The sequence below is a fragment of the Paracoccus aurantiacus genome, from assembly GCF_007993065.1.
GTDB lineage: Bacteria > Pseudomonadota > Alphaproteobacteria > Rhodobacterales > Rhodobacteraceae > Paracoccus > Paracoccus aurantiacus.
Window position 1 is genome coordinate 201138 of the sequence record NZ_VOPL01000005.1, and the last position, 12462, is coordinate 213599.

Consider the following 12462-nt stretch of genomic DNA (forward strand, 5'->3'; position numbering starts at 1 on the left):
CCCCGCACCACGAAAAGGGTGATCGCCCTGGCAGGTCTCCTGGCTCGCGGGTCACAGCTTCGCCGGCCTTCCCGGTTTCCCAGTGGCGTCGTCGGCGTCGCTCGTCGCTTACAGTTGCGGGGGCAGCCACGGCTTTGACCGTGTTCCCTTTTCACCGACGGGCTTGCCGCCGGAACCTGAGCGACGCCTGAATGCGCGCAGACGCTGCGCCGGTCAAGGCAACAGTGGCATGCGCAACCGGGACAGCGCAGAAGATGTTGCAGATTCGTCCTTTCCTGCCCCTGCACAGGTTATCTTGCGGTTGAAATCCTGCGGTGGACGATGATTATGTAACTGAGTTGCGTTGAAGCGTTGCCGGGATTTCGCCCGGAAGTTGTGCTGAAATTTGGAGCGTGAGTATTGTCCGAAGGTGATTCATCTGACCGGGGGAATCTCGAATCACTGCTGTCGAAAGCAGCAGATCCGACTCGGGCCGCGCCAGCATCCGAGATTGCGAGATGGTCTGGACGTTTGCCACCACTGCTTCTGGACATCTGGCGTCGGTACGGCCTGGTGCGCCTTGCGGGCAGGCGTTTGCGGCTGATCGAGCCGTCACGCTACGCGCCGCTGATGGCCTATATCTTTCACGGCGATCCCGATTTTGAAGGCGATACCCATGCCATCGCGCTGGGCGATTTCGGCGGGCTGGCGCTGTGGTCCGAACGTCATGGCTTCGCATTCCTGAATCCGCAGCTGGCCTCGGTCGAGGCACCGTTCCTGCTGGCAACCGACCCTCCGCCCTCCGATGCGCAGATCGCGGACATGCTGATTGCGATGCCGGAAGCAGCGATAGAAGCGTTCGATCCGGCTGGAGAGCCGCTGCATGCGCGGCTTTTGGCGCGGCTTGGACGTCTTGATCATGATGATATTTACGCAGCAACACCGGCGCCGTCGCAGCTCGGTGGTACGCCAGAGCCTGACTATATCGTCGCAGACGCCCTTGAATGGCTGGAGGCCGTCTATACCGAAATGAACGTGATGCTTGTCGATATGTCCCGGAACCCGATTGAGCTTCGGATGATCGGGCAGCCCTGGCAGCCTGAAAGGCCGCAGCAGCTTCGGGGGGGAAAGTCGTGAGACGTGCGCTGCTGATCGCCTCGCTTCTGCTGCTCGGGTGCAGACCTGTGATCGCGGCGGATTCGCTGTCGCTCGCATTCGGGTCCTACAGGTCTTCGCCAGTCGTCCTCACGCATTTCTCGATCGAGAAACCCCTTGCGCCGACGCAACGCGTGATCGTTTCCAGCGACGCGGAACGCAGCATGCCGCGCGATGACGGAAGGTCCAGCGCGCTGAGCCTTCCGCGCGATGTCGATGGCGACGGCTATTGGACGGTCCGCGCAGAATGGGTGGAACTTCAGACCGACCGGGCATGGCGAAACGAGGTCAAGGTGCCGCTTTCGAAGCTGAATGTGGCCTATGACATGGCGATGCTGACCGTGATCTTCGGGCCGAACGGGCTGCTTCTGATCGGCTCGGACAAGCCAGGCAACGGCGCCGCCGACCGGCTGAATGTCGCGGCGGAATGCGGGCAGCGGGTGCCCGCGTCAGACCACGCATGGCGAAATGAAACCGGAATTTTTCCGGAAGTGGCCGATGTGCTTGCCTATGCGGGCTCGCCCTCTGGCAAGGCGAACTGCCCGGCACCGGCAGGATGAACAGATGAGTTTGCTTGCTGACATAGATGCCGCCGCCGCCGATGCCGCCAATGCCGAGGATATGGCCGGCGAGACCGGCAATATCGCGCAGTCATGCCCGAAAGTAACGCTGGAGATCGGCGTGTTTTTCGACGGGACATTGAATAATCGCTTCAATGTTGCCCTCCGAAATCGCGAGGATGCCAGCTATCAGTCGGCGCTTTCCAATCCGGCGTTGCTTTGGGCGCGCTACAAGAATGGCACGCGCTATGACGTCAAGAACTCTTGCGGCGGCGTCGACCGGCGCTTCAGCAGTATTTATGTCCAGGGCGCGGGTTCGGTCCGGGGCGAAGGCGACGACATGGTCGGCTATGCGACCGGCATGGGACGACGCAGCGGCGTGGAATCGCGGGTGCTGTGGGGGTTCAGGCAGGTTCTCGCAAGGATCGGCCAAAGCGGTGGGCCGCCGAACATCCGCAAAGTGGTTCTGGATGTATTCGGCTTCAGCAGGGGCGCTGCATCTGCACGATACTTCGTCAACTGCATCCGCGCGGGGCGCATCCGCTATGATCCTTTCGGCGTCGGCGATTTCCGCGAAGAACTGCCACGAGGGCTGAAGGTCGAGATCAGGTTTCTGGGCATTTTCGACACTGTCGCCGCGATCGGCGATGCAAGCGACGATGATAATGAACCGGTCAATGTTCACCTGAAACCCGCTCAGGTGACAGGCCAGATCTATCATCTGGTCGCCTCGGACGAATACCGCCTGAACTTCCGCCTCAACCGGAACTGGCCGAGCGGCGGCGAATATATTCATCTGCCAGGCGCGCATTCCGACGTCGGCGGGGGCTACCGCGATGCGGGCGACGCAGCGGAGATGAGCGGAAAGTCCCGCCGTCCGTTCCGAACCCGCGCCGAGGCAGAGCGCGCGCAGGCGAGGACGCGCGCCGAAGACCTTGCGCGGGGGGCGAACCGCGCCGATGAAGCGGTTTTCGTGCGCGAGGGATGGCTGACCGCGAATGAAACGCAGGGCGGCATTGTTCGCAAGATGTCACCGATCAGGGCGGTGACATCTTACAGCCACGCCATGCAGTCGATGGTGACGCGCTATTACTATGACGAGTGGCTTGCGCTGGATCGGCCCTGGGTTCGCGTCGGTTTGTCGCGCATCGCGCTTCACATGATGCATGAACGGGCGATGCGCTTTGTGAACGGCGCGTTCCTGCCGCTGCCGACGAGTGACCCGAATTACGTTATTCCAGCTGCGCTGCGCCCCTACGAGGCCGAGATACGCAGCGGTCGCCTGTCAGGCGCCCGGCGTGCCCAGGTGCTGCGCAATTTCGGTCATGTCTCGATGAAAGACGGCGCGTGGATATCGGGTAATCGGCTTGGCCACCGGCCAGCGGCCAATCACATAAGGGGCTGGGCGCCAAACATTCCGGGCAGGGCGATCTAGGTCTTTTCGTCGCTGTTCGCCGGTCCCAGATCGGCGATGCGGTCCAGCAGGCGCTGCATCTTGTCCTGTTCAAGAAGATCGGCTTCGAGGATCTGCCTGAGTTCGCCCACCGGATCGACATCCTCGAAATCGCCGTCGGCATGCAGATCCCATGCCGCCAGCCTGAACGCATTCGGGCGCTGCCTGATCCCGAATTCCGCCGCGCGGGCGACCGAGCGGCGCAAACCACGTTCCAGATCGGCCGGCGAGATGGTGGCGACCTTGGACGGGAAGGTCTGGGTCATCATCCGGACCATCTGTTCAAGGTTGAGATTGATCCGCGTCGCCCGAAGTGCGGCGACTTCCGAGGGATGCAGCGTGAACGGCCGGTTTTCCCAGGGACGATGATCGGGGCGCGGCCCGTCGGCGCGATAAATGCGCAGCCCGTCATTCTTCAGATCGGGGACCAGATAGGCGTCGATCTGACCGCCTTCGCGCGGATAGAACCAGCGCCCGCGATCTTCGCTGAGCGCGATTTCGCTGAAATAGGCATGCGCTGTCGCCGGTTCCCAGAACCGGAAAAAGAATGTGCCGCTTTCCGTGCGCACGCGCAGCATACGGCGGAAATGGCGCTGAAGTTCCGACAGCCCAAGATCGGTGCGCATCAGGATGCCCGCGCGCTTCTTCCACATCGCCCACGGCACGTCGCCGTCATTGACATAATCGCGCAGCAGCGGATTTTCCGGCGCAAGCCGCATCAGATACGGCGCAACGTCGCGCAGTGTTTCCGTCAGATCGCCCGTAAAAAGACACAGGGCGGCTATCTGACGGCTTTCGATGCGCTCGGGCAAGCCCGGCAGGCTTGCCGCGTCAAGGATTGCGACAACATCGCCGGATTCGGCCAGATGCTGGGCAAGCTTATTGCGCGGGATGAGTTCGGAATCGGGTCGCGACAAGGGGCTCTCTTAAGGAAACAAACATGCCCGTAACATACTAACTGATATAACTATCAGAATTTTTTCGACATTATCAATGCCCTGCTGCGGGACTTGGTTACCCGGCAGCGGGAATCTGCCATGACTTGCACGATCAGCCTGCGGGTTGATTTTTGTGCATCGCTGCCGTCACCTGTCGATATGTGTCATTTCGGGGGATTGTGATGAGTTCGTTTGCCAGCCGCATCGTCGGCACCTTTGCCGCTTCCGCCATCGCGGCGCTGCCTTTGTCTGCATCCGCCGATACCGCGCCTGAACCGGGGTTCAGCGCCGCTCAGCTGGCAGCGGGCGTGGTGCGGATGGTGCTGCCTTATGGCCGCATGATCGCCGACATCCGCTATGCGTCGATGGATGTCGATGCACGGCGGGGCGCGATTGCGCTTCACGGGCTGGAGATCGTGGGGATCGACGACGATGCGCGCTGCCGCATCGCGGTCGGCAGACTGAATGTCTCGGGGCTGCAATTCCTGCCCGGCGAAGAGACACGGACCCGCCTTGATATTTCCGACATGTCGATCGCGAATGGCTGCTTTGGGCCGCAGGCCGCAATGATCGGGGTTGTGACGGGGGGCGACACGATCCCGGTGCAGCGGCTGTCGCTGGATGCGCGCCAGGTCACCGGCAGCGGTGCTGCAAGGTTCGACCTCGAACTTGTCAGCCCGGCGATCGGTCGTCTGGAGGGCAGCGCAGATCTGGACTACTTCGCTTTCTACATACCAGACTTTTTCGAACGCCTTGCCGAGGACGAGGATGTCTCTGGCATGGGCGCAGGCGTTGATGGTGCCGGCCCGGACGCGCCGGGCGACGGGATAAACGATCCGACCGATGGTATCTCGCAGGATGGCATGGCGGCGGAGGACAAAACCCCGGAAGTCGGTGTGCGCGGGACATTGCGTTCAGCCGATCTTTCCTTCGAGGATATGGGCCTGTGGGATCGCGTGAAGGTCATTCTTCCGCCCGAGGCGACCAGCGTCGAAGGATTGTCCGGCCTTGTTTCTGCGACGCCGGGAAGCGAAATGGCGCAGATCCAGCAGGATCTAGTGGATTCCCTTGTGGCCTTTATCGCGTCGCCGGGGCGTGTGACGGCCCAGATCCGCGCCGAAACCCCTGTCGCATTCGACAGTGCCGCGTGGCCGGCAATTGAAGATGCGGTGGTGGCACTGGCGCCGGAATTTACCAACAGTGCGCCCGTGCCGCCGGTCAGCCTGATCGCCGATCCTTCCGATGCTGGTGACGCGCGTTCGCTTGGGCTGGCGCTGGCGCGCGGCGAAGGTGTGCCGCAGAACCGCAGGCGGGCAATCGGGCTTCTGTCGCCGATCAAGGGCGATCCCGAAGTGTCGCTGACGCTTGCAAAGCTGATCGGCGAGGCTGACGCCACGGCGGCTTATCCGCATGCGATGGCGGCGGCGCAGGGGGGTGTGGCAGGCGCATCCGTGCTGCTGAGCGCGCTTGAGGGGCGGATGCCGACAGCAGCGCTTATGGCAGCGCAGCAGGCGGCGGGGACGCCTTTGACGGATGAAACCTTCGCGAACCTTGCCACGATCCGCGATGCGGCACTTGCGCGCGAACAGGGCGAGGGCGTGCCGCGCAGCTATGCGCTGGCATGGCGTCTGGCGAGTTCCGCGGCTGCGGCAGGCGACGGGGCTTCGCAGGCATTGCTCGCGCGGCTCGATGCGCGTTTTCGGGGCGATCCTGCATGGATTACGGCGCGCGAGGCGGCAGCCGATGCGGCAATCGCGGACTGGACGCAGCATCGGCTTGGCACCAGTCTGGCAGGCCCGACGGATTAATCCTGTCCGGTCGTCGCTTGCCGTGCCGTCATTGGAATGGTCTTGATCGAATCGATGACGGGGGCCAGCGGCCCGGATACCGCGCCAAGGTCGCGCGACAGCGCGCGCATCGAGATATTGTCGCTGAGAAAGCTCATCGTCAGTTCGGTGATGCCCACGCGCCGCGCGGCCAGCACAAGTGCCAGCAGCAGGGTCTTGCCGAAGCCGTCGCGCTGCCACGGGCTTTCGACCGAAAGTGATATTTCTGCCGCCGGTTCATCGCCGTCGCGCAGCAATTCGCCGACGCCGCGCAGGGTCCCGTCGACGAAAAGCCCGAAGATCAGAACCTTGTGCCAGTCGAGATTGCGCGAATAAGCCTCGATCGCGGCATCTTTGGCGGTCGCGTGAAAGCGCGCGCGGCGGTCCCGGTCGGACAGCCGAAGCAGATGCGCCGCGTGGGCAGGCTGGTCGCGGCTGGTCAGGCCGCGCAGCTCGACCCGCCGGGGGGCGGGCCGGTCGTGGTCGGTATGTGCTTCGACGCTGTCGGAGCCGTTCATCGTGAACCCTTCCTGCCTTGCTGCTGGGTCTTCGCTGCATACGCGAAGAATTGCTGCAACGCAGAAAGTATGGATCGGCAGCGACAGGGGTCAAGGCGCAGACAGGCATTTCGCGCTGACGTGACCCAACGTGACGAGCGTTATGCCCCTTCCAAAGCGGGCTGCACAGGATTGTGTCAGTCAGCCCTAAGCTGTGCGCTCGTTTCAGCCTGCCCTGACGTAACTGCCCGGCGCAGCCTCGACCGGTGCCAGCTTGCCCTTGTCGGGGTCAAGCGCCGCAACACGCTTTGCCGGGCTGTGGCCTTCGATCCAGTTGGCCCAATGCGGCCACCATGATCCCTCGTGCTTTTCGGCGCCCGCCAGCCATTCGCCCGGATCCTCGGCATAGTCATCGCCGGTCCAGAAGCCGTATTTCGGCCGCTTGCCGGGCGGGTTGATGACGCCGGCGATATGGCCGGACCCACCCAGAACGAAGCTGGTATCGCCGCCCAGAAGCCCGGTCGTCGGATAGATGGACCGCCAGGGCGCGATGTGGTCTTCCTTGGTCGCCAGCACATAGAACGGGATCTTGATCTTGCTGATGTCGATGGGGACCCCGTCCATGGTCAGGTGGCCGGGCTGGCGCAAGCCGTTCTCGATATAGATCTTTTCCAGATACCACAGCAGCATGTCCGCTGGCAGGCGGGTGCTGTCGCCGTTCCAGAACAGCAGGTCGAATGCCGGCGGCTTGCGACCCATCAGATAGTTCATGACGTGGAAGGACCAGATCAGGTCGTTTTCCCGGATCATGGAAAACATATCCTGCAGGTGGTGATTTTCCAGATAGCCCTTCTCGGCCATGTGTTCGCGCAGGACCTCAAGCCGTTCGCGGTCGATGAACACGCCGATTTCGCCGACATCCGTGAAGTCGACCATGGTCGCCAATGTGGTCGCGGTCTTGACCCGCTTGTCGCCCTTGGCCGCCATATAGGCGAGCGTCGCCGTCACCAGAATGCCGCCGATGCAGAAGCCAAGAATGTCGAATTCCTTGCGGCCGGTCGATTCCTCGATCCGGTCGAGCGCTTCCAGCGGGCCGAGGCGCATGTAATCTTCGAAGCTCAGGCGCGCGTGCTTTTTTGTCGGGTTGACCCAGGAAATCAGAAAGACCGAGTGGCCTTGTTCCAGCATGAAGCGGACCATGCTGTTATCGGGCTTCATGTCGAAGATATAGTATTTGTTGATCCAGGGCGGCACGAACAGCAGCGGTCGCTTGTGCTGGGTTTCGGTCAGCGGCCGATAATGGATCAGTTGCATCAGGTCGTTCTGATAGATGACCTCGCCGGGCGTGGTGGCCAGATGGCGCCCGACCTCGAACGCGGCGCGGTCGGTCATGTCGATATCCAGCCGCCCGTCGCCGCGTTCCAGATCGTCCAGCAGGTTGCGGAACCCGTCCAGCAGGCTGCGGCCTTCGGTTTCCAGAAAGCGGTCGCGGGCAACGGGATTGAGCGCGAGATAGTTGGTCGGCGACAGCGCGCTGAGAAGCTGGCGTGTGTAAAAACGGACGCGCAGGCTGTCCTTGTCGGCGTCCGGCAGGTCGCCGATCAGTTGTTCCGCAGCACCTTCGATGGCCAGATGCACGTCGCGCAAGGCCCGGCTGAACGGGTCGCCGGCCCATTTCTCGTCGCGAAAACGGCGGTCGGCGGTCGTGGTCGTGCCGCCCGACCATGCTTTCATCCAGGCTTTCGTGGTATCTGTCATCAGCGAAACCTGAAAGCGCGAGATCGCGAACGGGTCCGCGGCAAGCTGCATCCCCGCACGCGCGTAAGCCTGCGCGATGGTGCCCGCATCAAGGACCGAGAACTCCTTTCCGCTGGCCTTCGCGGCAGCGTTGGCACCGGCGCGTTGTGCAAGCGCCTGCGCCCTTTGCAGCAATTCGACGAATTCCGTCGTCTGCTCGGCAATCGTGCTCTGATCCATGCATCCCTCCGTTGTTTCGCTCCTCTCGCCCCGCGCGGCCGCAGTGACGATTCCCTCAGCCCTGATCGTCCAGTGTCCTTGCGCGGTCGCGCAACATGAATTTCTGGATTTTTCCCGTGGATGTCTTCGGCAGGTCTTCAAAGATGATGGTTTTCGGCACCTTGAAGCGGGCCATGTTGTCGCGGCAGAATGCGATCAGGTCGGCCTCCGTCAGGGTGCGGCCGGGTTTGACCGTCACGAAGGCACAGGGGGTTTCGCCCCATTTTTCGTCCGGGCGGGCAACGACGGCAGCCTCCAGCACGTCGGGGTGGCGGTAAAGTACATCCTCGACCTCGACTGACGAGATATTCTCGCCGCCCGAGATGATGATGTCCTTCAGCCGGTCCTTGATCTCGACATAGCCGTCGGGATGCATCACCCCCAGATCGCCCGACGCGAACCAGCCGCCCCTGAAGGATTTTTCAGTGGCCGACGGGTTCTTGAGGTATCCGCGCATAACGTTATTGCCGCGCATGAAGATCTCGCCGATGGTCTTGCCGTCAGGCGGAAGCGGTTCCAGCGTCTCAGGATCGGCCACCATCAATCCTTCCAGCGCGATATTCCTGACCCCCTGACGCGATTTCAGCCGGGCGCGCTGATCGGCATCGACCCCGTCCCATTTCGACTGCCAGGCGCTGACGACCGAGGGGCCATAGGTTTCGGTCAGCCCGTAAACCTGCGTCACCTCGACGCCCATCGCCTCCATATTGGCGATGACGGCTGCGGGGGGCGGGGCGCCTGCGGTCATTACCTTCACCTCATGGGTGAAATCCTTCAGCTCGTCGGGGGCGTTGACCAGCATCTGCAACACGATGGGCGCGCCGCAGAAATGGGTCACCCTCTCGTCCCGGATCAGCGGGAAGATCGCCTCGGGCCGAACGGCACGCAGGCAGACGCACAGGCCCGCATTGGCGGCAATGGTCCAGGGAAAGCACCAACCGTTGCAATGGAACATCGGCAGCGTCCACAGGTAATGCGCATGCTGGGCCATGCCCCAGGTCATGATGTTCGACATCGCGTTCAGCGCCGCGCCACGGTGGTGATAGACGACGCCCTTGGGATCGCCGGTGGTGCCAGAGGTATAATTCAGGCTGATCGCATCCCATTCGCTGGCGGGCAGCGACCAGTCGAAGTCCGGATTGCCTGTCGCCAGCAATTCGTCATAGGTCAGGCTGCCGATCCGGCTGCCGCCATCGAAGCTTGGGTCCTCGATGTCCACGATCAGCAGATCGGGGCGGTTGGCCATCTGCGCGGCGCGCCCGGCCACATCCGCGAATTCGGGATCGACCAGCAGCACCTTGGTTTCGGCATGATTGAGGATGAAGGCTACCGCTTCGGGGTCCAGCCTCGTATTGATCGTATTCAGCACCGCGCCAGACATGGGGACGCCGAAATGGGCCTCGAACATTTCGGGGATATTGGCGGCAATGATCGACACGGTGTCGCCCTTGCCGATCCCGCGCTGCGCAAGGGCAGAAGCAAGCTGCCGTGTCCGGGCATAGGTTTCCGCCCAGTTCCGGCGTACCGCACCATAGCTGACCGCATCCAGATCGGGATAGATCGCCGCCGTCCGCGCGATGAAGGACAGCGGCGAAAGCTGCACGAAATTCGACGGATTCGCATCCAGCCCGATGTCATAGATGTTCGTTGCATTGGCCATGTCCCGCTCCTCCGCGCGTGTGGCCGACGCGCGTAAGGTCACGGCGGCGGCTTATGTCCCGTCATGCCAATCTGTCGCGACTGCTGGGGCAAACGCCACCCGTAAATGCGGCGCAGCGCGAAAGATCGCTGCTTTTTCGTCGGCACAACATGCGCCATGCGCCCCGGTCCGGCGTCGCCGCGAATTATGTGGGGCGACGCGCAACCTGCCAAGAGCGAATCGCCCGGCAGAAGCGGAAATCGACGATTCACCAGAAAAATGCTTCGATTTGTGCATCGGCGGTTTACCGCCGACGGGTTTGTTTGCTAAGCTGGTTTTACCAGTTGGTCCAAAAGACGCGAAAAAGCGCAAAGGACCGCGAAAATCAAAAAAAACGTGCCGAAGATCGGCCCGCGCGCAACTTTTGTTGCCGTGGGGAGGGGCGGGTATGTGACGGTACCAGTGAGGCAGGGTTGTGAAACGTTTAACCGGGTTTTGGGGTCTTCTGACCGCATATTGGGTGTCCGAACGCTGGCGTGAAGCATGGTTGCTGACCGTGCTGGTCTTCGGCATCACCACATTGCTCAGCAAGGCGAGCGTCTGGGTCGCGCTTGCCAGCGCCGACTTTCTTGCCTCGCTGACGAACTTCCATGACCAGCAGGAAGGTGTGGACCCTGCGCAGGTCGTGCTGCTTGCCGCGGGCGCGTATCTTGGCATCTTCCTTGCCCGGACGGCGGGGGTCGCGCTTCGGCACTACCTGTCGACGACCCTGCACCGACGGGCGCGCGGCTGGATGGTCGCGCAGTTCAACGACGCGATCCTGTCGGATGAGCGCGTCGCGCTTGACCTGATGAGCGACCGGTCCGCAGCGGGTGGCCGATCACGCATGCCGGATGCCATCGATCAGCGGATAGATGAATGCTCCGGCGGGCTTTACGGTGGGGTGATCGGGCTTGCGATGGGCCTTTGGGGGGCAGTCACCTCGATCTTCTTCGTTTTTTCCGCCCTGATCGAACGCAGCCGTCCGGTCCCCTTCCTTGACCGATGGGGCGAGAATGCGAATGCCGCGATGACGGGCTGGTTCGGGCATATTCCTGTGAACCTCGTGCCCGGTACCTCGGGTCTGCGCTGCTGGCGCTGGGTCTGATCGTCGTCTACGTCCCCACGATCACCTATATCGCGTGGAAGCTGGGCCGCATCATCGAACGGCTAAGCATCCAGCGCCAGCGCCGCGACGGGGCCTGGCGCGCGGAATGGGCGGGGCTTTTAAACCGTGTCGGGCGCATGGCCGCATCACGCGGCGAACGCGCACAAAGCCGCATCAACGGTGAACTTTACAGCGAACTTGACCAGACATGGGGCAAGCAGAACTGGCTAAGCTCTGGCATGATGATGTTCGGCAGCGTCTACAACTTTCTGTCGGCGCGGCTTCTGTCTTATCTTCCGGCGCTGCCGGCCTATATGGCGGGCAATCTCAGCTTCCGCGACTTTGCCGCGAATGGCGAATTGACAGCAGAACTGATCGGCGATGTGTCCTGGTTCATCAATGTGATGCCCGCGATCGCGACGCTGAAGGCCAATGCCGGGCGGCTGACGGAGTTGGCCCAGGCGGTAGAGCGGGTGCGCGCGCGTCAGGCCTTCTATGCCGAGACGGGGATCAGCGAATTTGAACGCGAACGTCGCGCGGCCGGTCCGCTACTGACGCTTGAGGCGCTGCGCCTGTGTCATCGCGGCCATGACGCCACCCCATTTCTGAACGTCGAACAGCTGCGGCTTTATCCGGGCGACCGGGTGTGCCTGCGTGGCCAGAACGGATGCGGCAAAAGCAGTCTTCTGAAAGCCGTAGCGGGACTTTGGCCCTATGGCGGCGGGCGCGTGGCGATGCGCGAGGGTGCGCGCATGTTCTTCGCCGGGCAAGAGGCCGATCTGCCCGACCGTCTGTCGCTCAAGGCGCTGACGACCTATCCCGATCATGCGGAACAGCACAGCGACATCGCGGTTGCAGCCGTGCTGTCTCGCGTTGGGCTAGGCGAGTTCATCAACACGCTGGACGCCGCGCTGTATCAGGGCCGGATCTGGCGCAATGTCCTGTCCGGCGGGCAGAAGCAGCGGCTTGTTCTGGCGCGCATCCTGCTCGCCCGGCCAGAAATCCTTTTGCTGGACGAGGCGACTGCAGCGATGGACAGCGACGGCGTCGACGATTTTCACCAGATCCTGCGCGATGCCTTGCCGGAAACGGCTGTTCTGGCGGTCATGCACGGCGAAACCACGCCGACCGACCCCGATGGGCTGCCCTTCTACGCGTCGGCTCTCGACATCGGGGCAGGTGTCGGGCAGTTGAAACCCATGCTGCCGAACGATTTCCAGCCGGCCCGGCACGCGGCCGAATAGAGGCACCG

The 12462-nt window shown here is 62.6% G+C and carries 10 protein-coding genes and 1 riboswitch; of the genes, 6 read left to right on the plus strand and 4 right to left on the minus strand.

The genetic code is table 11. The annotated features are described in order from the left end of the window. Nucleotides 1-12: 12 nt before the first annotated feature. Nucleotides 13-195, minus strand: a riboswitch (cobalamin riboswitch). A 204-nt stretch (nt 196-399) separates the two neighbouring features. The 3 genes from FQV27_RS13525 to FQV27_RS13530 are packed head-to-tail and all read left to right on the plus strand — an operon-like array spanning nt 400 to nt 3129. Continuing rightward, nucleotides 400-1116, plus strand: a complete 717-nt coding sequence (locus tag FQV27_RS13525) for a GAD-like domain-containing protein (RefSeq protein WP_147099415.1) — start codon at nt 400-402, stop codon at nt 1114-1116. Beyond that, the gene (locus tag FQV27_RS18900) at nt 1113-1694 is read left to right on the plus strand and encodes a hypothetical protein (protein WP_186827305.1); all 582 of its coding nucleotides are present in this window, start codon (nt 1113-1115) and stop codon (nt 1692-1694) included. The genes FQV27_RS13525 and FQV27_RS18900 overlap by 4 nt, the downstream gene beginning before the upstream one ends. Before the next feature lie 4 nt (nt 1695-1698). After that, nucleotides 1699-3129, plus strand: a complete 1431-nt coding sequence (locus FQV27_RS13530) for a T6SS phospholipase effector Tle1-like catalytic domain-containing protein (RefSeq protein WP_186827306.1) — start codon at nt 1699-1701, stop codon at nt 3127-3129. Here the strand turns inward: FQV27_RS13530 and FQV27_RS13535 are convergent. Further along, the gene (locus tag FQV27_RS13535) at nt 3126-4064 is read right to left on the minus strand and encodes a DUF4123 domain-containing protein (protein WP_147099420.1); all 939 of its coding nucleotides are present in this window, start codon (nt 4062-4064) and stop codon (nt 3126-3128) included. The two genes, FQV27_RS13530 and FQV27_RS13535, sit on opposite strands and share 4 nt — an antisense overlap. A 203-nt stretch (nt 4065-4267) precedes the next feature. Between FQV27_RS13535 and FQV27_RS13540 the strand changes: the two genes are divergently transcribed. Further along, entirely contained in the window at nt 4268-5893 is a 1626-nt protein-coding gene (locus FQV27_RS13540) for a hypothetical protein (RefSeq protein WP_147099422.1), read from the plus strand. On the opposite strand, the gene FQV27_RS13545 is transcribed toward FQV27_RS13540, so the two are convergent. The 3 genes from FQV27_RS13545 to FQV27_RS13555 all read right to left on the minus strand — a co-directional run bounded on the left by FQV27_RS13545 (nt 5890) and on the right by FQV27_RS13555 (nt 10084). After that, entirely contained in the window at nt 5890-6429 is a 540-nt protein-coding gene (locus FQV27_RS13545) for a GNAT family N-acetyltransferase (protein WP_147099424.1), read from the minus strand. The genes FQV27_RS13540 and FQV27_RS13545 overlap by 4 nt on opposite strands. A gap of 204 nt (nt 6430-6633) precedes the next feature. Then, complete coding sequence (locus tag FQV27_RS13550) at nt 6634-8385, minus strand: PHA/PHB synthase family protein (RefSeq protein ID WP_147099426.1); 1752 nt, start codon at nt 8383-8385, stop codon at nt 6634-6636. Between the two features lie 55 nt (nt 8386-8440). Then, entirely contained in the window at nt 8441-10084 is a 1644-nt protein-coding gene (locus tag FQV27_RS13555) for an acyl-CoA synthetase (RefSeq protein WP_147099428.1), read from the minus strand. Nucleotides 10085-10583: 499 nt separating this feature from the next. Between FQV27_RS13555 and FQV27_RS13560 the strand changes: the two genes are divergently transcribed. Next, nucleotides 10584-11210 (plus strand): hypothetical protein, encoded by a 627-nt coding sequence (locus FQV27_RS13560; protein ID WP_147099430.1) that lies wholly within the window; start codon nt 10584-10586, stop codon nt 11208-11210. Beyond that, a complete protein-coding gene (locus FQV27_RS13565) occupies nt 11108-12454 on the plus strand; it encodes an ATP-binding cassette domain-containing protein (RefSeq protein WP_147099432.1) in 1347 nt (448 codons plus the stop codon). The genes FQV27_RS13560 and FQV27_RS13565 overlap by 103 nt, the downstream gene beginning before the upstream one ends. Nucleotides 12455-12462 lie beyond the last annotated feature (8 nt).

Excerpts from the sequence above, each read along its gene's own strand:
- FQV27_RS13545 (WP_147099424.1), bottom strand. The coding sequence starts at position 6,429 with ATGAACGGCTCCGACAGCGTCGAAGCACATACCGACCACGACCGGCCC.
- FQV27_RS13530 (WP_186827306.1), top strand. The coding sequence starts at position 1,699 with ATGAGTTTGCTTGCTGACATAGATGCCGCCGCCGCCGATGCCGCCAAT.
- FQV27_RS13540 (WP_147099422.1), top strand. The coding sequence starts at position 4,268 with ATGAGTTCGTTTGCCAGCCGCATCGTCGGCACCTTTGCCGCTTCCGCC.
- FQV27_RS13550 (WP_147099426.1), bottom strand. The coding sequence starts at position 8,385 with ATGGATCAGAGCACGATTGCCGAGCAGACGACGGAATTCGTCGAATTG.
- FQV27_RS13555 (WP_147099428.1), bottom strand. The coding sequence starts at position 10,084 with ATGGCCAATGCAACGAACATCTATGACATCGGGCTGGATGCGAATCCG.
- FQV27_RS13565 (WP_147099432.1), top strand. The coding sequence starts at position 11,108 with ATGGGGCGAGAATGCGAATGCCGCGATGACGGGCTGGTTCGGGCATAT.